Origin of the sequence: Methylobacterium sp. 13MFTsu3.1M2 (assembly GCF_900112625.1) — a bacterium.
Classification (GTDB): Bacteria; Pseudomonadota; Alphaproteobacteria; order Rhizobiales; family Beijerinckiaceae; genus Methylobacterium.
Genome location: NZ_FOMM01000004.1, coordinates 95,703 through 117,923, shown reverse-complemented (window position 1 = coordinate 117,923; position 22,221 = coordinate 95,703). Strand labels below are relative to the sequence as shown.

The following is a 22,221-nucleotide window of genomic DNA, read 5'->3' as shown; positions in this document are numbered from 1 at the left end:
GGCGGCTCGAGCCCGCGTGAGCCCGTCGGCTGAGGCGCGCGGCGACGGGCGCGCTCAGGCGATGGCCAGCACGGCCGCGATCGCCGCCACGCCCACGGCGAGCCAGGCGGCGTAATCGCCGATCAAGCCGCTATGGAGCATTTCCAGCACGCGGGTCGGCGCGGATTGCGTCGCGCTGACCGGCCGGACCACGAACGGGGGCAGGTGTCTGCGGAACAGCCCGTAGCCCGCGCCGGCCAGGGCGGCGGCGACCGAGGCCCAGGGGAGCCAGCCGGGCCCCTCCGCCAGCGCGTGCACGGTCGGCCGGTGCATGAAGGCCGACGCCGCCCGCGGCAGGGCGTGCTCGATGAGAGCCGCCGGCAGAGCGATATCGAGCGCGAGGAGAAGGCAGCACGGCGCCAGCATCAGCCAGAGCGGCCGGTTGGCCTTCTCGCGCTCGTCCGCGCTCGGGGCGCCGGCCTCGTCGCCGGGATCGGGCCCGAGCCCGAGGAAGATCCGGCCCGCGGCCCGCAGCACCGCGGCCCCGGTCAGCGCCGCGCCGATGGCACCGGCCGCCAGCGCCACCCCGTGCCCCTGCTGCCAGAGCGCGCCCTGGACGAGGCGCGTGCCCTGGTCGAGCACGCCGAGAGGCAGGCCGCAGAGCAGCAGCCCGGCCAGGGCCATGGCGATGCCGGCGGGCCAGATCCCCCGTCCGAGGCCGCGCAGGGCGATCTCGTCGATGCTGGCCTGGGTGGCGAGCAGGATGCCGGCGATCATGAACAGGGCGCCCTTCACCAGCCCGTGGCCGACCACGTAGACGAGCATCCCGCCGGTCCCGTCCACCGAGAGGGCGCCGAGGCCGGTGAGCATGATACCGGCGTGCGAGATGGTCGAGAAGGCGAGCAGCCGCTTGAGGTGCCGCTGCAGCAGCGCCATCCAGCCGCCCAGGAGGGCGGTGAAGCTGCCCAGGCCGATGAGCAGCCCCGGCAGGGCGTGCTGGACCTGATCGGAGCCGCCGAACACGACGGCGCTCACCTTCGCGAGGCCGAACAGGCCGAGCGAGACCATCGATCCGGAGAAGATCACCGAGACCGGGCTCGGCGCGACCGCGTGCGCGTCCGCGAGCCAGAACTGGAACGGCACGATCGCGCCCTTGATCATCAGGGCGGCGGCCACGAGGCAGAACGCCCCGGCCACCACCGGATCCCGGCCGCCCCGCGCCACCGCGGCCGCGATGCCCTCGAAGTCGAGCGTGCCGGTCTGGGCGTAGATCAGCCCGATGCCGCCGAGCATCAGGAAGCCCGCGAGGCTGTTCACCACCGTGAAGTTGATGGCGCCCGCCAGCGACGACTCCGCCAGGTGGTAAGCCGTGAGCGCGAAGGCCGCGACGCTCATCACCTCGAACCACACGAACAGGTTGAACATGTCGCGGGTGAAGCAGAACCCGACCATGGCGGCCAGGAACAGCAGCATCAGGATGTGGAAGTGGCCGTGGGTGCGGTCGAAGAAGCCCCAGGCGAACACGAAGGTCAGGGCGTAGAGCAGCCCGACGAAGGCCGCGACCCAGCCGCTGGCCTCGTCCACCGAGAAGCCGATACCGAGATGGACGCCGTCGCGCGGCTCCCAGCCGCCGAACCAGTAGACCAGCGGCCCGTCGGCGGCGTGTGTGGCGATGACGCCGCAGAGCACCGCGACGGTGAGCGCCGCCAGCGTCGCCAGGATGTCGGGCAGGCGACCGGGCAGGACGTGCGCGGTCGCCAGCATCGCGGCGCAGACCACGAGGGGGATCGCGACGGGCAGGGGCAGGAGGGCGGCCGGGAAGGCGGTCACGGGCCGCCCCGCTCCGCGTCGCGCACCCGGCTCGATCCCGCATCGCGCCCGGACTTGCCGCCCGCGCGCATCGGCCGGAGCTTCTCCGGGTCCAGGCTGCCGCCGCGCTTGTAGGCCTGGATGGTCAGGACGAGGAGGAGGGCGGTCAGCGTCGCGCCGACCACGATGTCGGTGAGCACCAGCGCCTGCATCACCGGGTCGACGGCGGGCGTTCCCGGCGGGTGGTCGTAGAAGATCGGCGCGATGCTGCCCCAGCGATAGCCGAGGCCGAGCAGGAGCACGTAGGTCGCCGATTGGCACACGCCGAGGCAGCCCACGAGATGGATGAAGTTGCGGCTCGTGGCGATGCCGTAGAGGCCGATCCCGAACAGCCACGCTGCGACCGCGTAGGGCATGACACTGATGACCGCACTCACGCGGATTCCTCCCCCGGCTCCTCGGGCGCGTCGGCCTCGCGGGTCTCCTCCATGAACTCCAGGAAGAGCTGCGTGAAACCGCCCGTCACCGCGAGGGCGACGCCGAGATTCTCGACCAGCATCAGGCCGCCCGAGAACAGGTCGCGGAAGGTGCCGAGCGGCAGGATGTTCTGCATGAAGGCGGCGCCGGTCAGCATCGGCGCGAGCCCGCACAGGGCGAAGAGCAGCGCGCCGCCACCCTCCAGGGCATCGAGCCAGTGACTGCGGATGGCATCGCGCCAGCCGGCATAGCCCTCGCCGAGATAGATCAGCAGGGTCCCTGAGGCGAGGATGACGCCGCCCTGGAAGCCGCCTCCCGGCGTGACGGTCGCGTGCAGCACGACGTAGAGGCCGAACAGCGCGGTGAGCGGGCCGGCGACGCGGCACGCGAGCACCACCGCCTCGGAGCGCGGGATCACGGCCCGGCCGGGCCGGCGCATGGCGCTCTCGGAGTTGCCCTCGCCGCGCCGCCCGCGCAGCAGCACCACCGTCCCGGTGATGGCGGCGAGCAGCATGAATTCCTCGCCGAGGGTGTCGAGGCCGCGCAGGTCGAAGTTGATGGCACTCACCATGTTGGCGACGTGCCGGGCCTCCGGGGTGATCGCGTTGATGCGCGCGCCGTACTGGGCGATCGTCGATCCGAAGGGCGGCAAGCCGGCGATCACCGCGGCCGCGCCCGGGAGGAGGATAAGGCCCGCGACGGCCAGGAGCGCGACGCGGGCGCGCGGGCTCACGATTCCTCCTCGGGCGGCTGCGTCCGCACGGCCATCAGGGCCACGAGGAAGAGGAGCGGCACCGCCGCCGAACCGACCGCCAGCTCCGAGAGCGCGACGTCGGGGGCCTGGAGGGCGTCGAACAGGATCGCCAGGACGAGCCCGTTGACCGCAATGGCGAAGACCTGCCGCGCGGGGTCGCGCACGAGGACCACGGCGGTGCCGGAGATCGCGGTGAGCAGAAAGAGCAGCGGCAGGATGACCGTCATGCCGAGCGGCCCTCGCGCATCAGCACGGCCCGGCCCGAGACGTGCGACAGCACCGCCGCCCAGGCGAGGAACACCACCATCATCACCAGGATCTTGAGCGAGCGCCCGGAGACGCCGTCCGCGAGGAAGGCCGCCACCGTCACGAGGATCGCGGCCGCCACGTTCAGGAACGCGACGGCGTGAATCCGGTCGAGCGCCCGGGGCAGGCGCCAGAGGGCGAGGGCTGCGAGCCACGCGGCCGCCACGGCGAGAGCCAGGACCGAGCCGATCGCGACGCTCATATCCAGCGCTCCAGGAAGACCGCGAGCAGCATCGTGCCGGGCAGGTTGAGCAGGACCAGGGTGAGGGCGAGATCGGTGATCGACGCCTGGTCGGTGGCGAAAGCCATAAGCGTCAGGATCAGGACCGTGACGCTGCCAGCGAGCTGGTAGGCGGCGAAACGCTGGCCGGGCCGACCCCGCCACGCGAGCACCGCGGCCACCGCGAGCGGCGGCAGCAGCGCCAGGATGGCGACCGTCCAGACGCTCATCGCGCCTCCTCCAGGCCGTGCGTCACCACGGTTCCGTGCGCGCGGTCGAGGGTGAGCACGTAGCTGTCGGGGGCGAGCGACGCGGCCAGAAGCCCGACCGCCCGAGCGGCCGGCGCCGCCTCGCCCTCCGGCGTGGCCCAGGCGATCTCGGCGGCGGTCCGCTCCCGGGTCGCGCCGCCGCCGGCGCGACCGAGGACCGCGCGCAGGAGGTGCAGCCCGACGCGGGCGGTCTGGCGCGGCATGTCGCGGACGGCCGGGCCGAGCGGGTAGAGCGACGCCCGGTCGAAGCGGAAGCGCAGCCCGCCGCGCCGTCCGACGCCCCACCACCAGAGCGTGCCGAGACTGGCGCAGCCGACGGCGGCCATCCCCTCGTTCAGGCTCACCGAGCCGGCGAAGACCATGTAGGTGAGGGCGAGGACGACCCAGATCGCTGCGCCGTCGCGCCGCGAACGCTTCCCGAGCCCGCCGATCGGTCCTGCCTGCGTCGATCCTGCCCGCATCGATCCTGACCGGCGCGCCCCGCGGAAGCGTGACCATGCGCGTGTCCGACCAAACGTGGCCGCGGGCGCCGGCGTTCCCGGAACCCGGGGACACGGTTCCGTGTAAGGCGATGAGGGGTGGGCGTGCATATGAAAGCTGAGATCCTCACTATCCGCTTCGTCCACGAGGGCTGGAGCCGCTTCGGGATCGCGCGGGTGCGCCTCGCCGACGGCGCCGTCGTCGAGCGCGAGATCGAGGACCACGGCGACTCGGTCGGGATCCTGCCCTACGACCCGGAGCGGAAGGTCGCGACGCTCGTGCGCGAGCTGCGGGTGCCGCCGCTTTTCGCGGCCGGCGAGCAGGTCCAGCTGGAGGCGCCGGCGGGCCTGATCGACGCCGGCAGCCCGGAGGAGAACGCCCGCCGGGAGGCGCTGGAGGAGGTGGGCCTTCGCCTGCGGGCGCTCGAGTTCGTCGGCGCCACCTTTTTCTGCGCCAGGCTGACCACCGAGAAGATCCATCTCTACCTCGCGCCCTACGACCGGGCGGATCGCGCGGAGGCGGGCGGCGGGGCCGAGGGCGAGCACGAGAACATCCGGGTGGTCGAGATGCCGCTGGCCGAGCTCGCCGCACGCGCCGACCGCGCCGAGATCACCGACCTGAAGACGCTGGCCCTGATCCTGGCGCTCCGCGCACGCCATCCCGAGGTGTTCGCCCCGTGAGAGGCCGCCGCGCGCTCGGCCGCGCGCTGCTGACCGCGCTAGTGCTGGTCGGCGTCGCGTGGGTCGCCTTCCACCTGCGCTGAGCGGGCCCGAGCGGCCCTCCTCCGGACGGGTCCGGCGCGTCGAAGAACCCGCGTCCTGTCTTGATCGCCGGCCGCGGCGGCCCCATCGTCCTGTCCACACACGGGAGGTCACCGGATGACGCGCGCCTGCATCGTGGGCTGGGCCCACACCCCCTTCGGCAAGCTCGAGGAGCCCGATGTCGAGGGGCTGATCGCCCGGGTCTCGGGGGAGGCGCTGGCCCACGCCGGCGTCGAGGAATCGCAGGTCGACGGCATCTACGTGGGCTCGATGAACACCGGCTTCTCGAAGCAGGGCTTCGAGGGCTCGCTGGTGGCGGTGAACCGGCCGGGCCTCGCCCACGCCCCGGCGACCCACCTGGAGAACGCCTGCGCCACCGGGTCGGCGGCGCTCTATGCGGCCCTCGACTTCGTCGACAGCGGCCGCGGCCGCGTGGCCCTGGTGATCGGCGCCGAGAAGATGACCGCCAAGACCGTCGCTGAGACCGGCGACATCCTGCTGGGCGCCTCCTACCGGAAGGAGGAGGCCGACATCGAGGGCGGCTTCGCGGGCGTGTTCGGGCGGATCGCGGCGGGCTACTTCCAGCGCTACGGCGACCGCAGCGAGGAGCTGGCCCGCATCGCCGCCAAGAACCACAGCAACGGCGTCGGCAACCCCTACGCGCAGTTGCGCAAGGACCTCGGCTTCGACTTCTGCAACCGGGTCTCGGAGAAGAACCCCTACGTGGCCGCCCCCCTGCGGCGCACAGACTGCTCGCTGATCTCGGACGGGGCGGCGGCGCTTGTGGTGGCCGATGCCGAGACCGCCGAGGGCCTGGAGCGGGCGATCGGCTTCCGCGCGCGCGCGCACGTCAATGACATTCTCCCCCTGTCCCGCCGCGACCCGGTGGAGTTCAAGGGCGCGCGAATGGCCTGGGAGAGGGCGCGGGCCCAGGCCGGGATCGCCAACGAGGACCTCTCCTTCGTGGAGACCCACGACTGCTTCACGATCGCCGAGCTGATCGAGTACGAGGCGATGGGCCTCGCCGCCCCGGGCGAGGGCTACCGCGTGGTGCGCGAGGGGCTCGCCGAGAAGGGCGGCCGGCTGCCGATCAACCCGTCCGGCGGGTTGAAGGCCAAGGGTCACCCCGTGGGGGCGACCGGCGTGTCGATGCACGTCATGGCGTGCCTCCAGCTTATGGGCGAGGCCGGGGAGATGCAGGTGCCCGGGGCGGAGCTCGCCGGGATCTTCAATATGGGCGGCGCGGCGGTCGCCAACTACGTGTCGATCCTGGAGCGGCGGCGCTGAGGCCGTCCCGGTTGCGGCCAATCCCTGCCCGCCGTGGCCGTCCTCGCGGGCGGCGCGAAGCAATCCATCGGCCTCACGATCGGCGAGATCGCGCGGCTCTGGGTCGCTTCGCCGCGCTCGCGATGACGGACTAGAGGAGGCGATCCAGCGCCTGCTGGAGATCGGCGATCAGGTCGGCCTCGTTCTCCAGCCCGACCGACAGCCGCACGGTCTCGGGCCCGACCTGCGCGGCGGCCTTCTCGTGCTCCGGCAGCTGCCGGTGCGTGGTCGAGGACGGGTGGATCGCCAGCGATTTGATCTCGCCGATGTTCACCAAGTGAGAGATCAGCTCCAGCCCGGCGATGAACCGCAGCGCCGCCGGCTCGCCGCCCTTCAGCGCGAAGGTGAAGATCGAGCCCGGCCCGTCCGGGGTGTAGCGGCGGGCGAGGTCCTCGCCGGTCTGGCCCGGCAGCATCGGGTAGCTCACCCAGGCCACGGCCGGGTGATCCTTCAGGAAGGCAGCCACCGCCCGCGCGTTGGCACAATGCCGCTCCATGCGCAGCGGCAGAGTCTCGATCCCCATCAGCGTCAGGAACGCGTTCATCGGCGACAGGCCGGGCCCGAGGTCCCGCAGGCCGAAGAACCGGCACGCCGCCGCGAAGGGGGTCGCCGGGAAGGCCTCGGTGAGCACCAGCCCGTCATAGTCCGGCCAGGGCTCGGTGATCAGGTTGTAGCCGCCGGCCTTCGCCCAGTCGAAGCGGCCGGCGTCGCAGATCACGCCGCCGATGGTCTGGCCGGAGCCGCTCAGGAACTTCGAGGTGGAGTGCCAGACGATGTCGGCGCCGTGCTCGATCGGCCGGATCAGGGCCGGCGAGGCGAGGGTGTTGTCGACGACGAGCGGCAGGTTGTGGCGGCGGGCCACCGCGGCGATGCCGTCGAGGTCCACCACCGACGCGCAGGGGTTCACGATCGATTCGCAGAAGATGGCCCGGCAGTCCGGGGTGATCGCCGCCTCGAAATCCTCCGGGGCCATACCGCGCGCGAAGCGCGGCTTCAGGTCGTAGCGCCCGTCAAGCCGGCGCATCAGGCCGAGCGACCCGCCGAACAGGCGCGGCGACGCGACGTAGGCGTCGCCGCTCTTCAACAGCGTCATCAGAATGAGCTGCATGGCCGACTGTCCGGAGGACACCGCCACACCCGCCTTGGCGCCTTCCAGATCGGCGATCCGGCGCTCCAGCGCGGCGACCGTCGGGTTGGATCCGCGCGAGTAGGAGAAGCCGGTCCGGCGGCCCGCGAAGATGTCGGCGGCCTGCTCGGTCGAGTCGAAGACGAAGCCGTTGGTGAAGTAGATCGGCTGGACCCGGGCGCCCGTGGCGGGATCGGGCGCCGCGCCGGCGTGGATGGCCCGGGTCGCGAAGCGGTGCGGTCGGTTCTGGTCCGTCATTGCTCTCGGTCGGGTGTTCAGGGCCCGGACCGGGTGTCAGCCCGAGCGGATCCGTGCGTCAAGCCGCGCGGCGGATGAAGGCCTGCAGGGTCCGGACCAGGGTGGTCGGCTCGTAGGGCTTCGGGATGAACCGGGCGCCCTCCGGCATGTCGTTGGGACCGGGCGTGCCCATGCCCGACACCACCAGCACGGGAATCGACGGCCAGCGATGCGCGACGAGGCGCGCCAGGGCGAAGCCGTCCATCGACCCCTGCGGCATGTCGACGTCGGTCATCAGGACGCCGACGTCGTCGCGGTTCTCCAGAACCTTCAGCGCCTTGTCGGCATGCGTCGCCTCGACGACGGTGAAGCCCGCATCCGCGAGGGTGTCCGAGGCCTCCATCAGAAGGAGGCCGTCATCTTCCACGAGGAGAACGACGGGGTGGTCGGACGGGCTATCTGACATCAGACCTGCGAAGGTGCGTCTCAATTCCGAAACCCGCGCCCTATTCCTCCGGGGCTCCCCCCGTCAAGGCGCGGGGCCGGATCCGTCAGGCCGCCTCCTCGCGCTTGCCGAGGCGCTTGTCGAGGTAGGTGTCGACCGTCTGGGTCAGTTCCTCGACCTTGCCGTCGAAGAAATGGTTGGCGCCCTCGACCATCTGGTGCTCGATGATGACGCCCTTCTGGGTCTTCACCTTCTCGATCACCGGCATGACCTCGCGGGCGGGCGCGACCCGGTCCTCGGAGCCGTGCACGAACAGGCCGGAGGAGGGGCAGGGGGCCAGGAAGGTGAAGTCGTAGCGGTTCGCCATGGCGGCGATGGAGATGAATCCCTCGATCTCGGGGCGGCGCATCAGGAGCTGCATGCCGATCCACGAGCCGAAGGACACGCCCGCGATCCAGCAGGACTTCGCCTCCGGGTTGACCGACTGAACCCAGTCGAGGGCGGCCGCAGCGTCCGACAGCTCGCCCGAGCCGTGGTCGAACGAGCCCTGGCTGCGCCCGACTCCGCGGAAATTGAAGCGCAGGGCCGCGAAACCGCGATTGGCGAACGTGTAAAACAGGTTGTACACGATCTGATTGTTCATCGTGCCCCCGAACTGGGGGTGCGGGTGCAGGATGATGGCGATCGGCGCGCCGCGCTTCTTGGGGGCTTGGTAACGGCCTTCCAGGCGGCCGGCCGGGCCGGTGAAGATCACTTCGGGCATCGCTCGTCTCTCGCTCCGGAGATCGCCCGCCGGGCGATCGGCCCGGCGGCGCAGCAGCCTTGACTCGTCGCGCGCGCACCATAAAAGCAGTCTTAGAACAGTTCTAGGCGATTAGAACTGTTCTAAACAACCCGTCCGAAGCACCGCGTTGGCTGCCACGCCGACCGTGCCGGGTCGGCGGGATCTCATTGTCTCGGCGCGCCTTAGCACGGCGAGCCGGCGCGCGGGCAAGGAATTGTGACGCGCCGCAGCAGAGGGCTTAACGGAACGCGGATGAGCCGGGCACGCGCCTATCTCGACTACAACGCTACGGCGCCGGTCCGCCCGGACGTCGCGGAGGCGGTCGCGCGCGCGCTCACGCTCCCCGGGAACCCGTCCTCGATCCACGCGGAGGGACGGGCGGCCCGGGCCGCCCTAGAAGCGGCCCGCACCCAGGTGGCGGCGCTCGTGAACGCCCGGCCCGAGCAGGTCGTCTTCACCAGCGGCGGGACCGAGGCGGCGAACGCGGTCCTGTCCGGCGCCCTCCGTCGCGGCGGCGCGGCGGCCCCGTCGCGACTGCTCTACTCCGCCACGGAGCATCCCTGCGTCGCGGTCGGTCACCGGTTCCCGGACGCGGCCGTCGAGGAAGTCCCGGTCACCGCCGACGGCGTGGTCGATCTCGTCGCCCTGGAGGCGCGCCTGGGTGCTCTCGCCGACGAGACCCTGCTCCTCTCGGTCCACGCCGCCAACAACGAGACCGGCGCGGTGCAGCCGCTGGCCGAGATCGTCGGCCTAGCGCGGGCGCACGGCCGGACCCTGGTCCACAGCGACGCCGTGCAGGCCGTCGGCAAGATCCCACTCGACATGGCGGCGCTCGGCCTCGACGCGCTGACCCTCTCGGGCCACAAGTTCGCGGCGCCCAAGGGGGTCGGCGCGCTGGTCCTGGCCGAGGGCGTCAGCCTGGAGAGCGCCTTCCTGCGCGGGGGCGGCCAGGAGCGGCGGCTGCGCTGCGGCACCGAGTGCCTGCCGGCCATCGTCGGCATGGGCGAGGCTGCCCGGATCGCCCGCGCGGCGCTCGACGCGGAGGCCACGCGCCTCTCCGCCCTCCGGGACCGGATCGAGGCCGGCATGCGCACCATGGCGCCGGACGCGGTGGTGTTCGCCGCCGGAGCGCCGCGCCTTCCCAACACCCTGAGTTTCTCGGTCCCGGGGCTCGACGCGCCCTCGGCCCTGATCGCCCTCGACCTCGCCGGCGTGGCGGTGTCGTCGGGCTCGGCCTGCTCGTCGGGCAAGGTCGCCCGCTCGGCGACGCTCGCCGCGATGGGCGTCGGTTCCGACCTCGCCGGGGGGGCGCTGCGCGTCAGCCTCGGCTGGAACACGGTGGACGAGGAGGTGGCATGCTTCCTCGACGCCTTCGAACGGGTCTTGGAGACCCTATATAGACGGCGAGGCCAGGCGGCCTGAGCGCCGCCCCCCCGCTTTCCGACAGACGCTTCCCGGCCCTTGACGCCGGAGATGCCTAGGAGACGCTGATGCCTGCTGTGCAGGAAACCATTGATCGGGTCCGCTCGATCGACCTCGACCAGTACAAGTACGGGTTCGAGACCACGATCGAGATGGAGAAGTCCGAGAAGGGCATCTCCGAGGACGTCGTCCGCTTCATCTCGGCCAAGAAGAACGAGCCCGCGTGGCTGCTGGAGTGGCGCCTCGACGCCTACCGGCGCTGGCTGACCATGAAGGAGCCGGAGTGGGCCCGCGTCTCCTACGACAAGGTCGACTACAACGACATCTACTACTACGCGGCGCCCAAGCGCCCGGCGGCGCTGTCGCTCGACGAGATCGACCCCGAGATCCTCAAGACCTACGAGAAGCTCGGCATCCCGCTGCGCGAGGTCGAGGTGCTGGAGGGCATCGCGCCGGAGCGCCGCGTCGCGGTCGACGCCGTGTTCGACTCGGTCTCGGTGGCCACCACCTTCAAGAAGGAGCTGGAGAAGGCCGGCGTGATCTTCATGCCGATCTCCGAGGCCGTGCGCGAGCACCCCGAGCTGGTGCAGAAGTACCTCGGCTCGGTCGTGCCGGTAACCGACAACTTCTTCGCGACGCTGAACTCGGCCGTCTTCTCCGACGGGTCGTTCGTCTACATCCCCCCGGGCGTGCGCTGCCCGATGGAGCTGTCGACCTACTTCCGCATCAACGAGCGCGACACCGGCCAGTTCGAGCGCACGCTGATCATCGCTGACAAGGGCTCCTACGTCTCGTATCTCGAGGGCTGCACCGCCCCGAAGCGCGACGACAACCAGCTCCACGCCGCGGTGGTCGAGCTCGTCGCCCTGGACGATGCCGAGATCAAGTACTCGACCGTTCAGAACTGGTACCCGGGCGACAACGAGGGCAAGGGCGGCATCTACAACTTCGTGACGAAGCGCGGCGACTGCCGCGGCGCCCGCTCGAAGATCTCGTGGACGCAGGTCGAGACTGGCTCGGCGATCACCTGGAAGTACCCGTCCTGCATCCTGCGCGGCGACGATTCCCGCGGCGAATTCTACTCGATCGCGGTGTCGAACGGCATGCAGCAGGTCGATTCCGGCACCAAGATGATCCATCTCGGCAAGAACACGACGAGCCGGATCATCTCGAAGGGCATCTCGGCCGGCCGGTCGCAGAACACCTACCGGGGCCTCGTCTCGGCACACCGGAAGGCCAAGGGCGCGCGCAACTTCACGAACTGCGACTCCCTGCTGATCGGCGATCAGTGCGGCGCGCACACCGTGCCCTACATCGAGTCGAAGAACGCCTCGGCGGTGTTCGAGCACGAGGCGACGACCTCGAAGATCTCCGAGGAGCAGAAGTTCTACTGCCAGCAGCGCGGCCTCTCCGAGGAGGAGGCGACCGCGCTCATCGTCAACGGCTTCGTGCGGGACGTGCTGCAGCAGCTGCCGATGGAGTTCGCCGTCGAGGCTCAGAAGCTGATCTCGATCAGCCTGGAAGGCTCGGTGGGCTGACCACCTGGGCGGATACGACGACGACGTGCTGCGCGCGGCCCATCGGCACAGCGCGCGACACGCCGACGAGGTCAGGAGCAGCGTTCTGTGCGGATGCTTCTTCTGCCTCGAGGTTTTCGCGCCGGACGAGATCGCGGGCTGGATCGCCGATGAGGGCACCGCCCTCTGTCCCCGGTGCGGCATCGACGCGGTGATCGGCGACCTCTCCGGCTATCCGGCCGGGAGCGCCGCGTTCCTGCGGGCGATGCGGGACGAATGGTTTTGAAGGACTTGGACTGACATGCTGGAAATCAAGAACCTCGTCGTGCAGATCGAGGACAACCGCATCCTGAACGGCCTCAACCTGACCGTGAACGACGGCGAGGTCGCGGCGATCATGGGCCCGAACGGCTCGGGCAAGTCGACCCTCTCCTACGTCATCGCCGGAAAGGAGGATTACGAGGTTCTCGACGGCGAGATCCTGCTCGACGGGCAGAACGTTCTGGAGATGGCCGCCGACGAGCGCGCAGCGGCCGGCATCTTCCTGGCCTTCCAGTACCCGCTGGAGATCCCCGGCGTCGGCACCATGACCTTCCTCAAGGCCTGCCTGAACGCGCAGCGCAAGGCGCGCGGCGAGGCCGAGCTGTCGACCCCGGACTTCATCCGCGCGGTGAACGGCGCGGCCGACAAGCTCGAGATCAACAAGGAGATGCTCAAGCGCGCTCTCAACGTCGGCTTCTCCGGCGGCGAGAAGAAGCGCATGGAGATCCTCCAGATGGCGCTGCTGCAACCGAAGTTCTGCGTGCTCGACGAGACCGATTCCGGCCTCGACATCGACGCCCTGCGCATCGTCTCCGAGGGCGTGAACGCGCTCCGCGACCAGGGCCGCTCGTTCCTGGTGATCACCCACTACCAGCGCCTGCTCAACCACATCGTGCCCGACACCGTGCACGTCATGTCGAAGGGCCAGATCGTGAAGACCGGCGGCAAGGAGCTCGCCCTCGAGCTCGAGGCCTCCGGCTACGCCGAGTACCGCACCGGGGAGGCGGCCTGAGCCATGGCCGACGTCACCAACCTCCGCTCCCCCGCCGAGGCCGGCCTGTCGAAGCTGTTCGAGTCGGCCCGCCAGAGCTTCGCCAGCGAGAAGGCGATCGCCCGCGAGGAGGCCTTCCGCTTCTTCGAGGCGACCGGCCTGCCGAGCCGGCGGGTCGAGGCCTTCAAGTACACGGACCTGCGCGCCACCATCACGGAGGCCGCGCCCCCGGCCGAGGCGCCGAGCCTGGACCTTGCCAAGGCGGCCGTCGCCGGGGCGAAGGGCTTCGCCGGCATCGAGGCCGCGCGCCTGACCTTCGTGAACGGCCATCTCGTCCGCGAGCTGTCGGATCTCGACCGGATCCCCGAGGGGGTCACGGTCGTCCCGATGTCCGAGGCGCTGACGAAGGCGCATGTCGACCTGAAGCAGCTCGCGCCGGTGGCGCAGGCCCGGGAGAACCCGGTCTACCAGCTCAACACCGCCTTCCTGGCGGACGGCGCGCTGATCACGGTGGCGCCCGGCGCGAAGCCGGCGGGGCCGCTGCACCTGCGCTTCGTGGGCGCCGGGAACACGCCGTTCTCGACGGCGACCCGCGTGCTCGTCCAGATCGGCGAGGGCGCGGAGTTCGGTCTCCTGGAGAGCCACGAGGGTCCGGACGGGCTCACCTGCCAGCCGAACGACGCCCTCGACGTGGTGGTCGGCCCCAAGGCCGCCTTCCGGCACACCCGCCTGAACACGGAGGGCGACGCCACCATCGCGCTCTCGACCCTGTCGCTGAAGGTCGAGGCCGAGGGTCAGGTCGAGACCGTCAACCTCGTGACCGGGGCGGTGCTGTCGCGTCACCAGATCTTCGTCCACGTCGCGGGTGAGGACACCAACGTCGTGGTCAACGGCGCTGCCATGCTGCGCAAGGGCCAGCTCGCCGACTCGACGCTGCTCGCCGATCACGCCGCTGTCGGCGGCGTCGGCCGCGAGCAGTTCAAGTGGATCATCGACGGCGACGCCACCGGCGTGTTCCAGGGCAAGATCATCGTCCGTCAGGCTGCCCAGCAGACCGACGGCAAGATGAAGTCCGACTGCCTCCTCCTCACCGACGAGGGGCAGATGATGAACAAGCCGGAGCTGGAGATCTTCGCCGACGACGTCGCCTGCGGCCACGGCGCCACCTGCGGCGCGCCGGACGAGGACCTGCTGTTCTACCTGATGGCCCGCGGCCTGCCGCGCGCGACCGCCGAGAGCCTGCTCGTCCAGGCCTTCGTCGGCGAGGCCGTCGAGGCGGTCACGCACGAGGGCGCCCGCGCGGCGCTCATCGGCGAGATCGAGGCCTGGCTCCAGGCGCGCGGCTGATCGGACCCGGCCGGTCCGCTCCGCGGACCGGCCCTTCTCGATGCCTGATCCCGGCCTGAGGCCACCGCGGCAGCGCGCCTCGGGGCGGGGTCCAGGAATCGCAACGCCAGCCGGAGGCCTTCGAGGCCTCCGCTTCGCTCCGGCACCTCAGGATGAGGGCTGTTCCCGGGATCGGCGAAGTCTTCGGAAGGTCGCGACCATGAACGCACCCGTCCTCACCCCCGCCTACGACGTCGCGGCGATCCGGAAGGATTTCCCGATCCTGGCGCAGCAGGTCTACGGCAAGCCGCTCGTCTACCTCGACAACGCCGCCTCGGCGCAGAAGCCCCGGCAGGTGATCGACGCGATGGTCTCCTGCATGGAGACCGGCTACGCCAACGTCCACCGCGGCCTGCACTACATGGCGAACGCCGCCACCGAGGGCTTCGAGGGCGCGCGCGAGACCACGCGCCAGTTCCTCAACGCCGCCTCGACGGACGAGATCATCTTCACCCGCAACGCCACCGAGGCCTACAACCTCGTGGCCTCGTCGATGGGCTGGGCCGGCCTGATCGGGGAGGGGGACGAGATCATCCTCTCGATCATGGAGCACCACTCCAACATCGTGCCCTGGCACTTCCTGCGCGAGCGCCGGGGCGCCGTGATCAAGTGGGCCCCGGTGGACGACCAGGGCAATTTCCTGGTCGAGGAATACGAGAAGCTGTTCTCGCCGCGGACCAAGATGGTGGCGATCACCCACATGTCGAACGTGCTCGGCACGGTGACGCCCGCCGCCGAGATCGTGCGCATCGCCCATGCCCACGGCGTGCCGGTCCTGCTCGACGGTGCGCAGAGCGCGGTGCACCAGCCCGTCGACGTGCGGGCGCTCGATTGCGACTTCTTCGTCTTCACCGGCCACAAGGTCTACGGCCCGACCGGGATCGGCGTGCTCTACGGCAAGAAGGAATGGCTGGAGCGCCTGCCGCCCTACCAGGGCGGCGGCGAGATGATCCGGACGGTCAGCGAGGACGCGATCACCTACAACGATCCGCCCCACCGGTTCGAGGCCGGCACCCCGGCCATCATCGAGGCGGTCGGTCTCGGCGCCGCGCTCGAGTACATGATGAATCTCGGGCGCGACGCGATCGCCGCCCACGAGGCGAAGCTCACGGCCTACGCGCAGGAGCGCCTCGGCGCGATGAATTCCCTGCGCCTCATCGGCACCGCACCGGGCAAGGGCGGCGTGATCGCCTTCGAGATGAAGGGCGCGCACGCCCACGACATCGCCACGGTGATCGACCGGCAGGGCGTGGCGGTGCGGGCCGGGACCCACTGCGCGATGCCGCTGCTCAACCGCTTCGGCGTCACCTCGACCTGCCGCGCCTCGTTCGGGCTTTACAACACGACCGCCGAGATCGATGCCCTTGCCGAGGCGCTCGGCAGAGCAGAGATGCTGTTCACCTGATACTGGGATGAGGCTGGTCCCGCCCGCGCGGGCCCGGGGAGAGTGAAGCGATGAGCACCGACGCCACCATCACGGGCGGCAAGAACGCCCCCGACGTCGCCGGCGACTCGACGATCCCGCAGGCGGAACTGGACCGCCTGACCGACGACATCGTCGCGGCGCTGAAGACGGTCTACGATCCCGAGATTCCGGCCGACATCTACGAGCTCGGCCTGATCTACAAGGTCGATATCGGCGACGATCGCGTCGTCGCGATCGACATGACCCTCACGGCGCCCGGCTGCCCGGTCGCGGGCGAGATGCCCGGCTGGGTCGAGAACGCGGTGTCCGCCGTGCCGGGGGTCCAGTCCTGCGCGGTGACCATGGTCTTCGACCCGCCGTGGGACCAGAGCCGCATGTCCGACGAGGCCCGCGTCGCCCTCGACATGTGGTAGCGCCCCCGTGGAGCGTCACGGCTTCCCGAAGGGACTCCCGGGCGCGACGCGCGGACCCTGCGCGGCGCCCGATTATCGTTGCACGGGAAAGGCTCGCACCGCGCCCCGGTCGCGGGCGGCGAGTGTCGACGCCGGCGCGATCTGCGGACTTCTACGAAGCCGTTAAGGCCCCGCTAACCATGACCCCGCAGATCGGTGGCGGCCGCCGCGAGGGCGGCCTCTCCTCGATACAGTTGGTGGAAGCGGATGGCTGCGGGCTACGTGGTCGCGGCGTTCTTGGAGGCGGCCGGGCTGGCCGGCCTCGTGATCGCCGTGCTCAAGATGCGGACGGAGCGGCGGGCGCGGGCCGCGGACTTGCGGAGCTTCCTTCGCTCCGGACAGATCCCGATTGTCGAGATCGGGGGGACGCGCCGTCCCGCGGACGCTGCCGCGCGGCTGATCGCCGTCCCGTACACGACCGGCCGGGGCGGTGCTCCGGAGGCTCGTCCGTCGGCCGCCCGCGCGGCGCTCGGACGCGCCTTCACGTCCGGGGGCGCGGTGCCGCGCGCCGGGTTGATTGGCGCGATCAGCGCAGGATGACGTCGAGGCCGCTGCCGAGCAGGACCACGGCGCTGAGCGTCAGCATGAACTTCAGGTCTTCGAGACGGGCGCTCATGATCGATCCTCGATGTTCGGCTGGTTGGCCGCCGTTCCGATGACCGATGATCACCAGATTAACGAATTTTTCGCGAGTCCTTTCAGGATCCGTTAGGGATTTACCGACGGTTTCCCTTTGCTAACGTTACCGATGTGTTAAGGCGCCTTCCGGAGCCGTCGGCTCATTCTGGTCCGGCGGGGCGGCACGATCTGCGCCGGCCGGAACTCACGAAGGTTCGAGCCATGTCTCCACGTCCGCGCACGACCTTCGGGCGGGCCGTCGACTGGATGTTTCGCGACAGGACCACCGGCGCGATCACCGTGGCGCAGTGGCCGAACCTGCCGCTCTGGCTCTTCGCGGGCCTGAGCCTCGCGGCTTGGCTGGCCCGGGACAGGGGAGAGCTGGCCCCCTGGCTGCCGGCCTCCTCTCTGTCCTTCGGGGCCGATATCGCGCTGACATGGTGGGCGATCGACGAGCTCCTGCGCGGCGTGAATCCCTGGCGCCGGATCCTCGGTGCAGCGACCCTGATCGGCCTGGCCGCGCTGATCACGCTTCGGCGAGCGGCCTAGTGACGGAACCATGCTACCGGCAATTGTATTTCTGGATGTTGATTCGGAACGGAGGCTGAACCGACTTCGCCGATTACAGATGAGCGGCACAAGATCTCGGTCCGGGGTGGCTGTCCGCGCGTTCTGGACAGTGCGGCCCTGCCAAGCTGATACCATAACGGTAGGTTGCACCCGCCGAGAAAGTGTGGATGGTCGTGCCGCGCGCCGCGTGAGCAGCGTCTGTGGGCATCCCGTGCATCCGAGCTCGGCCGAAGGACTGGTTTCGAAGAGATCATGACGGACGCGGGCGGATTCGATCTCGACGGCACGGCGAACTCCGCTCACGAGCGGGAAGTGCTGCTTCGCCAGATCGCCCACGCGCTGAACGTCCCGGTCTCGATCTTCCGCGGGCCGCCGGGGTCCCCGGCAGCCGGCGGCCCGAGCGCCGCGGAATGCGCCGCCCTGCTGACCGCCTTCTCGCGCATCGAGGATCCGGAACTCCGCAAGGAGTGCCTCGCGCTGGCGGAGCGCCTCGGCCGCCGGTGAGCCGCGGGCGCCCTCGCGGTGCGGTGGCGCACACGGGCTCGGTCAGCGCCGGTCATTCACCATGCTATAGGGGCGCCCGCCGCCGGAGGCGTCCCGCTCGGCCGGCCCCTCGCGTGTCCGGTGCCTGAGCATGGCTGCCGGACCCGTGCACGCTCCCGCTCGCACCAGGCTCTGATGCCGATCATCTCCATCTCGAAGCTGTCGAAGACCTACACGTCCGGCTTCACAGCCCTGCGTGACATCGACCTCGCCATCGAGCGCGGCGAGATCTTCGCGCTGCTCGGTCCGAACGGAGCGGGCAAATCCACGCTCATCAACATCGTCTGCGGGATCGTCACCGCGAGTGCGGGGACCGTCCTGGTCGACGGCCACGATATCGCGGCGGATTACCGCGCCGCGCGCCGGGCCATCGGGCTCGTCCCGCAGGAACTCACCACCGACGCCTTCGAGACGGTGCTGAATACCGTGAGCTTCTCCCGTGGCCTGTTCGGGCTGCGGCCGGATCCCGGGCATATCGAGCGGATCCTCCGGGCGCTGTCCCTCTGGGACAAGCGCGACAGCCGGCTGATGACCCTGTCGGGCGGCATGAAGCGGCGGGTGCTCATCGCCAAGGCGCTGTCGCACGAGCCCCGGGTGCTGTTCCTCGACGAGCCCACGGCGGGCGTCGACGTGGAGCTGCGCCAGGACATGTGGCGCCTCGTGCGCGACCTGCGCCAGCAGGGCGTCACCGTCATCCTCACCACCCACTATATCGAGGAGGCCGAGGAGATGGCTGACCGCATCGGCGTGATCCGCCGGGGCGAGATCATCCTCGTGGAGGAGAAGGCCGCGCTGATGCGCAAGCTCGGGCGCAAGCAGCTGACGCTCCACCTCCAGCAGCCGATCGCCGCGGTACCGCCGGAACTCGCCGATTACGGCCTGGCGCTCGGCGAGGAGGGGACCGAGCTGGTCTACACCTACGACACCCGCGCCGAGCGCACCGGCATCACGGGGCTCCTGACCGGCCTCGCCGCGGCGGGCATCCGATTCAACGACCTCCACACCGAGCAGAGCTCGCTGGAGGACATCTTCGTCGGCCTCGTGCGCGAGGAGAGGGCACAGCCATGAGCGCGGCGTTCAGCATGAACTGGCCGGCGGTCCGGGCCATCTACCTGTTCGAGATGGGCCGCTTCTGGCGCACCGCCGGGCAGAGCATCCTGGCCCCGGTCATCTCGACGACCCTGTACTTCGTGGTGTTCGGCGCGGCGATCGGCTCCCGGGTCTCGGCGGTCGACGATGTGCCCTACGGGCTCTTCATCGTGCCCGGCCTGATCATGCTCTCGCTGCTGACGCAGAGCATCTCCAACGCCTCGTTCGGCATCTACTTCCCGCGCTTCGCCGGCACGATCTACGAGATCCTGTCGGCGCCGATCTCGCCGCTGGAGGTGGTGCTGGGCTTCGTCGGCGCCGCGGCCTCGAAGTCGATCCTGATCGGGCTGATCATCCTGGCCACCTCGGCCCTGTTCGTGCCGCTGCGGATCGACCACCCGCTCTGGATGATCGGGTTCCTGCTGCTCACCGCGGTGACGTTCAGCCTGTTCGGCTTCGTCATCGGCCTGTGGGCGGACGGGTTCGAGAAGCTGCAGCTGGTCCCGCTCCTCGTCGTGACCCCGCTCACCTTCCTGGGCGGCAGCTTCTACGCGATCAGCATGCTGCCGCCGTTCTGGCACGCGGTGAGCCTGCTGAACCCGGTCGTGTACCTGATCAGCGGGTTCCGCTGGGCGTTCTTCGGCAAGGCGGACGTGAACATCGCGGTCAGCCTCGGCATGACCGCGCTGTTCCTGGTGATCTGCCTCGGCCTCGTGACCTACATCTTCCGCACGGGCTACCGGCTGAAGAGCTGAGGCCTCAGGGCTGCGCGGCCAGGAAGGCCAGCACCCCGTCCCGGTGCGGCTTGGCGCCGACCGCCGTGGAGTGGTCCTTGCCCTCGATCTCGAGGGCCCGGGCGTCCGGGATCAGGGCGGCGAGGGCCGGTCCCGAGCCCGCGACCGTGTCGAGGGTCCCGACCGAGACCAGGACCGGCACCTCGATCTGCGCGAGCTCGCCCCGGCTGAGCGTCTGGCGCGAGCCGCGCATGCAGGCGGCGAGCGCCCGCAGGTCGCTCCGGGTCTGCTCGGCGAACATCCGGAAGGCGGCCGCCGTGGGGTTGGGCGCGGGCGTCCCGGCGGGCGCCTCCAGGGCCTCGGCGATGCCGGAGGGCAGGCCCTTGCCCTCGATCAGGTGCATCCCGAGGCCGCCGATCAGGGCCGAGCGCACCCGGTCCGCGTGGTCGAGCGCGAGATGCGCGGTGATCCGCCCGCCCATCGAGTAGCCCATGACGTGGGCGCGCCCGATCCCGAGGTGGTCGAGGAGCCGGACCGCGTCGCCGGCCATGGCCTCGGAGCTGTAGGCGGCCGGATCGTAGAGCTTCTCGCTCTCGCCGTGGCCGCGGTTGTCCAGCGCGATCGCGCGGTAGCCGGCCTGGGTCAGGGCCTTCACCCACTGGGTGTTGACCCAGTTGACCGCGTGGTTCGACGCGAATCCGTGGATCAGCAGGATCGGCTTGCCCGGACCGTCCGCCGGCGGGACGTCGATATAGGCGATCCGCACGCCGTCGGAATTGAAGGTCTCCATGCCGCGCAACCTGTGTTCATCAAGCTCGGCCACGGCTTAGACCACCCGGGCGCGCGGGAGCAACGCGGATCGATCCGCTTGCGGGTCGGAGCGCCGGCTGGCAAACCGCCCCGGTCATGACGGACACGCAGCCCTACGGCACCTACGAACCGTCCGGCCTCGTGGCGGCGATCACCCGCCGCACGAACCGGATCCCGGCCGAGTCCTGGTACGGGCGGCGCCTCGCGCTGTTCCTGCGCCGGATCGCGATCGCGCGCCTCGGGGGCAAGCCCCTCGACGTGACCCGCTACGGCGCGCGGATGCGGCTGCACCCGTACAACAACAACTGCGAGAAGAAGGTGCTCTTCACCCCGCAATTCTTCGATCCGGAGGAGCGGGCGCTGCTGCAGGAGCGCCTGCCGCGGGACTGCGTGTTCCTCGACATCGGCGCCAATGTCGGCGCCTACGCCCTCTGCGTGGCCGCGTTCTCGGGGCCGGGGGCGCGGATCGTCGCCGTCGAGCCGCAGCCGGACGTGTTCGACCGCCTGACCTACAACATCGCCCAGAACCCGTTCCACACCGTCAAGGCGGTCGCCTGCGCGGTGGCCGACAAGGCCGGCGAGCTGACCCTGTTCATCGATCCGCGCAACCGCGGCGAGTCGAGCCTGCGCATCGTCGGCACCAACGAGGGCGCGCGGATCACCGTGCCGGCGGTGACGCTCCTCGACCTGCTGCGCAGCGAGGGCCTCGACCGCGTCGACGCCATCAAGCTCGACGTCGAGGGCGCCGAGGACCTGATCCTCGAGCCGTTCCTCCGCGAGGCGCCGGACGCGCTGCTGCCACGGATCCTGCTGGTCGAGAACGGCACCGGCCAGTGGCAGCTCGACCTGCTGCGGCATCTGGGACGCTACGGCTACCGCGAGATCGCGCGCTCGCGTCTCAACCTGATGTTCGAGCGCGGCGCCGTCAGGCCGGCGTGATCACCGGGATCTCCTCGGCGATGGCGACGCCCTCCGGCGCGACGGCGCAGCGATAGGCGCGGACCGCGACGCCCGCCGCACGCGCCTCGCGGAACGCCCGGTCGAAGGCGGGATCGATGTCCCGGGCGACGTCGAAGGCCTCGGCCCGCATCTGCACGACGATGACCACCAGCGCGCGACCGCCCTCGGCCACGACCTGCGCCAGGTCGCGCATGTGCCGGGCGCTGCGGGCCGCCTTGCAGTCCGGGAACTCGGCCAGGCCCGCCCGCCGCATCAGGTGGCAGTTCTTGACCTCGACGTGGCATGGCCCCGTAGCCGCGCCGCTCGCGAGGAAGTCGACCCGGCTGGCCGCGGCGTAGCGCACCTCGGGCCTCAGCGCGTCGTGGCCGTCGAGCGCCGCGATCGCGCCGGCCTGGAAGGCCTCGGCCACGAGCGCGTTCGGCCGCATCGTGTTGATGCCGACCCACTGCGCCCCGCCGGGGAGGTCGGCCTCCATTAGCTCCCAGGTGAGCGGCAGCTTGCGCGCGGGGTTGCTCGAGCGCGACAGCAGCACGCGCGCGCCCGGCGTATTGAGCCCGAGCATGGCTCCGGGATTGGGGCAGTGAACGGTGACGCGGCCGTCATCGGTGTCGATATCGGCGAGGAAGCGCTTGTAGCGCTGTACGAGCCGTCCCGGCACCAGCGACGCGGCGAACTGCATGGGATCCTC

Annotated in this window: 27 protein-coding genes; 15 read left to right on the top strand and 12 right to left on the bottom strand. The window is 70.5% G+C overall.

Features of this window, described 5'->3' with window-relative positions:
• Window positions 1–54 precede the first annotated feature (54 nt).
• Genes BM314_RS03940 through BM314_RS03910 form a run of 7 tightly spaced genes read right to left on the bottom strand, consistent with a single transcriptional unit; the run spans window position 55 to window position 4,275 of the window.
• Window positions 55–1,809 (bottom strand): complex I subunit 5 family protein, encoded by a 1,755-nt coding sequence (locus BM314_RS03940; protein WP_091977003.1) that lies wholly within the window; start codon window positions 1,807–1,809, stop codon window positions 55–57.
• Window positions 1,806–2,225, bottom strand: coding sequence for a sodium:proton antiporter (locus tag BM314_RS03935; RefSeq protein ID WP_091977001.1), 420 nt, complete (start codon window positions 2,223–2,225; stop codon window positions 1,806–1,808). Before BM314_RS03935 ends, BM314_RS03940 begins: the two co-directional genes overlap by 4 nt.
• The gene (locus BM314_RS03930) at window positions 2,222–2,998 is read right to left on the bottom strand and encodes an MnhB domain-containing protein (RefSeq protein WP_091977000.1); all 777 of its coding nucleotides are present in this window, start codon (window positions 2,996–2,998) and stop codon (window positions 2,222–2,224) included. The genes BM314_RS03935 and BM314_RS03930 overlap by 4 nt, the downstream gene beginning before the upstream one ends.
• Window positions 2,995–3,246, bottom strand: coding sequence for a Na(+)/H(+) antiporter subunit B (locus BM314_RS03925; RefSeq protein WP_091976998.1), 252 nt, complete (start codon window positions 3,244–3,246; stop codon window positions 2,995–2,997). The genes BM314_RS03930 and BM314_RS03925 overlap by 4 nt, the downstream gene beginning before the upstream one ends.
• Window positions 3,243–3,527: a monovalent cation/H(+) antiporter subunit G gene (locus tag BM314_RS03920; protein ID WP_091976997.1), complete on the bottom strand. Its 285-nt coding sequence runs from the start codon at window positions 3,525–3,527 to the stop codon at window positions 3,243–3,245. The genes BM314_RS03925 and BM314_RS03920 overlap by 4 nt, the downstream gene beginning before the upstream one ends.
• Entirely contained in the window at window positions 3,524–3,775 is a 252-nt protein-coding gene (locus BM314_RS03915) for a monovalent cation/H+ antiporter complex subunit F (RefSeq protein ID WP_020093421.1), read from the bottom strand. The genes BM314_RS03920 and BM314_RS03915 overlap by 4 nt, the downstream gene beginning before the upstream one ends.
• Window positions 3,772–4,275, bottom strand: coding sequence for a hypothetical protein (locus BM314_RS03910; protein ID WP_091976995.1), 504 nt, complete (start codon window positions 4,273–4,275; stop codon window positions 3,772–3,774). The genes BM314_RS03915 and BM314_RS03910 overlap by 4 nt, the downstream gene beginning before the upstream one ends.
• A gap of 129 nt (window positions 4,276–4,404) precedes the next feature.
• On the opposite strand from BM314_RS03910, the gene BM314_RS03905 reads away from it, so the two are divergent.
• Complete coding sequence (locus tag BM314_RS03905) at window positions 4,405–4,974, top strand: NUDIX domain-containing protein (RefSeq protein WP_091976994.1); 570 nt, start codon at window positions 4,405–4,407, stop codon at window positions 4,972–4,974.
• A 198-nt stretch (window positions 4,975–5,172) separates the two neighbouring features.
• On the top strand, window positions 5,173–6,342 hold the full coding sequence (locus tag BM314_RS03900; protein ID WP_091976992.1) for an acetyl-CoA acetyltransferase: 1,170 nt from the start codon (window positions 5,173–5,175) through the stop codon (window positions 6,340–6,342).
• A 130-nt stretch (window positions 6,343–6,472) separates the two neighbouring features.
• Here the strand turns inward: BM314_RS03900 and BM314_RS03895 are convergent, their stop codons facing one another.
• From BM314_RS03895 to BM314_RS03885, 3 genes are all read right to left on the bottom strand, one after another.
• Window positions 6,473–7,765: an O-acetylhomoserine aminocarboxypropyltransferase/cysteine synthase family protein gene (locus BM314_RS03895; protein WP_091976991.1), complete on the bottom strand. Its 1,293-nt coding sequence runs from the start codon at window positions 7,763–7,765 to the stop codon at window positions 6,473–6,475.
• Window positions 7,766–7,823: 58 nt separating this feature from the next.
• Window positions 7,824–8,210 (bottom strand): response regulator, encoded by a 387-nt coding sequence (locus tag BM314_RS03890; protein ID WP_026604970.1) that lies wholly within the window; start codon window positions 8,208–8,210, stop codon window positions 7,824–7,826.
• 85 nt (window positions 8,211–8,295) lie between these two features.
• Window positions 8,296–8,952, bottom strand: coding sequence for an alpha/beta hydrolase (locus BM314_RS03885; protein ID WP_010686946.1), 657 nt, complete (start codon window positions 8,950–8,952; stop codon window positions 8,296–8,298).
• A 273-nt stretch (window positions 8,953–9,225) separates the two neighbouring features.
• Between BM314_RS03885 and BM314_RS03880 the strand changes: the two genes are divergently transcribed.
• From BM314_RS03880 to BM314_RS03825, 12 genes are all read left to right on the top strand, one after another.
• Window positions 9,226–10,395, top strand: coding sequence for a cysteine desulfurase family protein (locus tag BM314_RS03880; protein WP_091976990.1), 1,170 nt, complete (start codon window positions 9,226–9,228; stop codon window positions 10,393–10,395).
• A 68-nt stretch (window positions 10,396–10,463) separates the two neighbouring features.
• Window positions 10,464–11,933 (top strand): Fe-S cluster assembly protein SufB, encoded by a 1,470-nt coding sequence (gene sufB / locus BM314_RS03875; RefSeq protein ID WP_091976988.1) that lies wholly within the window; start codon window positions 10,464–10,466, stop codon window positions 11,931–11,933.
• Between the two features lie 25 nt (window positions 11,934–11,958).
• Window positions 11,959–12,198: a hypothetical protein gene (locus BM314_RS03870; RefSeq protein ID WP_020093413.1), complete on the top strand. Its 240-nt coding sequence runs from the start codon at window positions 11,959–11,961 to the stop codon at window positions 12,196–12,198.
• 15 nt (window positions 12,199–12,213) lie between these two features.
• Window positions 12,214–12,966, top strand: a complete 753-nt coding sequence (gene sufC / locus BM314_RS03865) for a Fe-S cluster assembly ATPase SufC (RefSeq protein ID WP_020093412.1) — start codon at window positions 12,214–12,216, stop codon at window positions 12,964–12,966.
• Window positions 12,967–12,969: 3 nt separating this feature from the next.
• The gene (locus tag BM314_RS03860; protein WP_091976986.1) at window positions 12,970–14,292 is read left to right on the top strand and encodes a SufB/SufD family protein; all 1,323 of its coding nucleotides are present in this window, start codon (window positions 12,970–12,972) and stop codon (window positions 14,290–14,292) included.
• 199 nt (window positions 14,293–14,491) lie between these two features.
• Entirely contained in the window at window positions 14,492–15,736 is a 1,245-nt protein-coding gene (locus BM314_RS03855) for a cysteine desulfurase (RefSeq protein ID WP_091976985.1), read from the top strand.
• 50 nt (window positions 15,737–15,786) lie between these two features.
• A complete protein-coding gene (locus tag BM314_RS03850; RefSeq protein WP_020093409.1) occupies window positions 15,787–16,170 on the top strand; it encodes an SUF system Fe-S cluster assembly protein in 384 nt (127 codons plus the stop codon).
• Window positions 16,171–16,431: 261 nt separating this feature from the next.
• Entirely contained in the window at window positions 16,432–16,749 is a 318-nt protein-coding gene (locus tag BM314_RS03845) for a hypothetical protein (protein WP_244539834.1), read from the top strand.
• Window positions 16,750–17,049: 300 nt separating this feature from the next.
• Window positions 17,050–17,376, top strand: a complete 327-nt coding sequence (locus tag BM314_RS03840) for a hypothetical protein (RefSeq protein ID WP_042673770.1) — start codon at window positions 17,050–17,052, stop codon at window positions 17,374–17,376.
• 273 nt (window positions 17,377–17,649) lie between these two features.
• The gene (locus tag BM314_RS03835; protein WP_056525243.1) at window positions 17,650–17,901 is read left to right on the top strand and encodes a hypothetical protein; all 252 of its coding nucleotides are present in this window, start codon (window positions 17,650–17,652) and stop codon (window positions 17,899–17,901) included.
• Between the two features lie 171 nt (window positions 17,902–18,072).
• A complete protein-coding gene (locus BM314_RS03830; protein ID WP_091977141.1) occupies window positions 18,073–19,008 on the top strand; it encodes an ABC transporter ATP-binding protein in 936 nt (311 codons plus the stop codon).
• A gap of 14 nt (window positions 19,009–19,022) precedes the next feature.
• Window positions 19,023–19,784 carry an ABC transporter permease gene (locus tag BM314_RS03825; protein ID WP_091977140.1) on the top strand — a complete coding sequence of 254 codons (762 nt, stop codon included), beginning with the start codon at window positions 19,023–19,025 and terminating at the stop codon, window positions 19,782–19,784.
• Window positions 19,785–19,788: 4 nt separating this feature from the next.
• Here BM314_RS03825 and BM314_RS03820 read toward each other — a convergent pair whose 3' ends face one another.
• Window positions 19,789–20,553: an alpha/beta fold hydrolase gene (locus BM314_RS03820; protein WP_091679936.1), complete on the bottom strand. Its 765-nt coding sequence runs from the start codon at window positions 20,551–20,553 to the stop codon at window positions 19,789–19,791.
• Between the two features lie 116 nt (window positions 20,554–20,669).
• Here BM314_RS03820 and BM314_RS03815 point away from each other — a divergent pair, with 116 nt between their 5' ends.
• Window positions 20,670–21,512 carry an FkbM family methyltransferase gene (locus BM314_RS03815; RefSeq protein WP_020093401.1) on the top strand — a complete coding sequence of 281 codons (843 nt, stop codon included), beginning with the start codon at window positions 20,670–20,672 and terminating at the stop codon, window positions 21,510–21,512.
• Here the strand turns inward: BM314_RS03815 and sfsA are convergent.
• Entirely contained in the window at window positions 21,499–22,212 is a 714-nt protein-coding gene (gene sfsA, locus BM314_RS03810; RefSeq protein ID WP_091976982.1) for a DNA/RNA nuclease SfsA, read from the bottom strand. The genes BM314_RS03815 and sfsA overlap by 14 nt on opposite strands.
• Between the last annotated feature and the right edge of the window lie 9 nt (window positions 22,213–22,221).

What these genes read in the sequence shown, in the direction of transcription:
- BM314_RS03820 (WP_091679936.1), bottom strand. Translation starts at nt 20,553, where the DNA reads ATGGAGACCTTCAATTCCGACGGCGTGCGGATCGCCTATATCGACGTC.
- BM314_RS03815 (WP_020093401.1), top strand. Translation starts at nt 20,670, where the DNA reads ATGACGGACACGCAGCCCTACGGCACCTACGAACCGTCCGGCCTCGTG.
- BM314_RS03840 (WP_042673770.1), top strand. Translation starts at nt 17,050, where the DNA reads ATGTCTCCACGTCCGCGCACGACCTTCGGGCGGGCCGTCGACTGGATG.
- BM314_RS03915 (WP_020093421.1), bottom strand. Translation starts at nt 3,775, where the DNA reads ATGAGCGTCTGGACGGTCGCCATCCTGGCGCTGCTGCCGCCGCTCGCG.
- BM314_RS03920 (WP_091976997.1), bottom strand. Translation starts at nt 3,527, where the DNA reads ATGAGCGTCGCGATCGGCTCGGTCCTGGCTCTCGCCGTGGCGGCCGCG.
- BM314_RS03880 (WP_091976990.1), top strand. Translation starts at nt 9,226, where the DNA reads ATGAGCCGGGCACGCGCCTATCTCGACTACAACGCTACGGCGCCGGTC.
- BM314_RS03895 (WP_091976991.1), bottom strand. Translation starts at nt 7,765, where the DNA reads ATGACGGACCAGAACCGACCGCACCGCTTCGCGACCCGGGCCATCCAC.
- sufC (WP_020093412.1), top strand. Translation starts at nt 12,214, where the DNA reads ATGCTGGAAATCAAGAACCTCGTCGTGCAGATCGAGGACAACCGCATC.
- BM314_RS03900 (WP_091976992.1), top strand. Translation starts at nt 5,173, where the DNA reads ATGACGCGCGCCTGCATCGTGGGCTGGGCCCACACCCCCTTCGGCAAG.
- BM314_RS03905 (WP_091976994.1), top strand. Translation starts at nt 4,405, where the DNA reads ATGAAAGCTGAGATCCTCACTATCCGCTTCGTCCACGAGGGCTGGAGC.
- BM314_RS03855 (WP_091976985.1), top strand. Translation starts at nt 14,492, where the DNA reads ATGAACGCACCCGTCCTCACCCCCGCCTACGACGTCGCGGCGATCCGG.
- BM314_RS03825 (WP_091977140.1), top strand. Translation starts at nt 19,023, where the DNA reads ATGAACTGGCCGGCGGTCCGGGCCATCTACCTGTTCGAGATGGGCCGC.
- sufB (WP_091976988.1), top strand. Translation starts at nt 10,464, where the DNA reads ATGCCTGCTGTGCAGGAAACCATTGATCGGGTCCGCTCGATCGACCTC.
- BM314_RS03850 (WP_020093409.1), top strand. Translation starts at nt 15,787, where the DNA reads ATGAGCACCGACGCCACCATCACGGGCGGCAAGAACGCCCCCGACGTC.
- BM314_RS03860 (WP_091976986.1), top strand. Translation starts at nt 12,970, where the DNA reads ATGGCCGACGTCACCAACCTCCGCTCCCCCGCCGAGGCCGGCCTGTCG.
- BM314_RS03885 (WP_010686946.1), bottom strand. Translation starts at nt 8,952, where the DNA reads ATGCCCGAAGTGATCTTCACCGGCCCGGCCGGCCGCCTGGAAGGCCGT.
- BM314_RS03925 (WP_091976998.1), bottom strand. Translation starts at nt 3,246, where the DNA reads ATGACGGTCATCCTGCCGCTGCTCTTTCTGCTCACCGCGATCTCCGGC.
- sfsA (WP_091976982.1), bottom strand. Translation starts at nt 22,212, where the DNA reads ATGCAGTTCGCCGCGTCGCTGGTGCCGGGACGGCTCGTACAGCGCTAC.
- BM314_RS03890 (WP_026604970.1), bottom strand. Translation starts at nt 8,210, where the DNA reads ATGTCAGATAGCCCGTCCGACCACCCCGTCGTTCTCCTCGTGGAAGAT.
- BM314_RS03835 (WP_056525243.1), top strand. Translation starts at nt 17,650, where the DNA reads ATGACGGACGCGGGCGGATTCGATCTCGACGGCACGGCGAACTCCGCT.
- BM314_RS03910 (WP_091976995.1), bottom strand. Translation starts at nt 4,275, where the DNA reads ATGCGGGCAGGATCGACGCAGGCAGGACCGATCGGCGGGCTCGGGAAG.